2 protein-coding genes are annotated in these 1,303 nt (G+C 61.7%); both read left to right on the top strand.

Annotation, left to right across the window (positions count from 1 at the left end; all coding sequences use genetic code 11):
* On the top strand, window positions 1-469 hold a 469-nt coding region (locus tag EN991_RS36625), incomplete at its 5' end, for a TIM barrel protein (RefSeq protein WP_164769681.1).
* Window positions 470-626: 157 nt separating this feature from the next.
* On the top strand, window positions 627-1,303 hold a 677-nt coding region (locus tag EN991_RS36630; RefSeq protein ID WP_127370543.1), incomplete at its 3' end, for an NAD(P)-binding domain-containing protein.

Here is a 1,303-nt window from a genome sequence, read left to right on the forward strand (position 1 = left end):
CGCCGGCGCCGATCGCAAGGTGCTGGAGGACGTCTTTGCCGAAAACCTCGCCTTCGCGGCGGAAAAGCTGGAGCAGGCCGGCATCAGGCTGCTGATCGAGCCGATCAACACGCGCGATATCCCGGGCTTTTTTCTCAATTATACCGATCAGGCGTTGGTGCTTATCGACCGTGTCGGGTCGAAGAACCTGTTCCTGCAATACGACATCTATCACATGCAGATCATGGAGGGGGATCTCGCCCGTACCATCGAGGTAAACCTCGACCGCATCGCGCATATCCAGCTTGCGGACAATCCAGGCCGTCACGAGCCGGGGACGGGCGAGATCAATTTTCCCTTCCTGTACGAGCACATCGACCGCATCGGCTATTCGGGGTGGATCGGGGCGGAATACAAGCCGAAGGCCGGGACGGAGGCTGGGCTGGGGTGGTTTCAAGCATTAGCCGGGCAGGGAAGTGCTGCGGCCTAGCCAACGCCGCGCCCCCTCATCCGGCCCTTCGGGCCACCTTCCCCCGAGGGGAGAAGAGACAGGCACCAACGTCGGCTTCTCTTCTCCCCTCGGGGGAAGATGGCCGCGCTAGCGGCCGGATGAGGGGGCGTTTCACACAAGCAACTGGAGAACCAAAATGGAAACCATCGGCTTCATCGGCCTCGGCATCATGGGCGCACCGATGGCGGGGCACCTGTTGGACGCGGGCTACAGGGTCATAGCCAGCGACCATCGATCGAAATTCTCAGCCGATCTCGTCGCCAAGGGCCTAACGTCAGTCACCGGCCATGCTGCCGTGGCGAAGGCCGCCGACATCATCATTCTGATGGTGCCCGACACACCGCAGGTCGCCGATGTGCTGTTTAACGAGAATGGCGTCGCGTCCGGTCTGACCAAAGGCAAGCTGGTCATCGACATGAGCTCGATCTCACCGATCGAGACCAAGATTTTTGCCAGGAAAATCAACGATCTAGGCTGCGACTATCTCGACGCGCCGGTCTCGGGCGGCGAGGTTGGCGCCAAGGCGGCGTCGCTCACCATCATGGTCGGCGGCGAGGAGAAACCCTTCGAGCGCGCCAAGCCCGTGTTCGAGAAGATGGGCAAGAACATCACCCTGGTCGGGCCCAACGGCGTTGGCCAGACCACCAAGGTGGCCAACCAGATCGTCGTTGCGCTGACTATTGAAGCCGTCGCCGAAGCGCTTGTTTTTGCTTCGAAAGCCGGCGCGGATCCGGCCAAGGTCAGGCAGGCGCTGATGGGCGGGCTGGCGGCTTCGCGCATTCTGGAAGTGCATGGCGAGCGTATGGTCAAGCG

The sequence above is a fragment of the Mesorhizobium sp. M7A.F.Ca.US.005.03.2.1 genome, from assembly GCF_003997795.1.
In the GTDB taxonomy this organism is placed as follows: domain Bacteria; phylum Pseudomonadota; class Alphaproteobacteria; order Rhizobiales; family Rhizobiaceae; genus Mesorhizobium; species Mesorhizobium ciceri.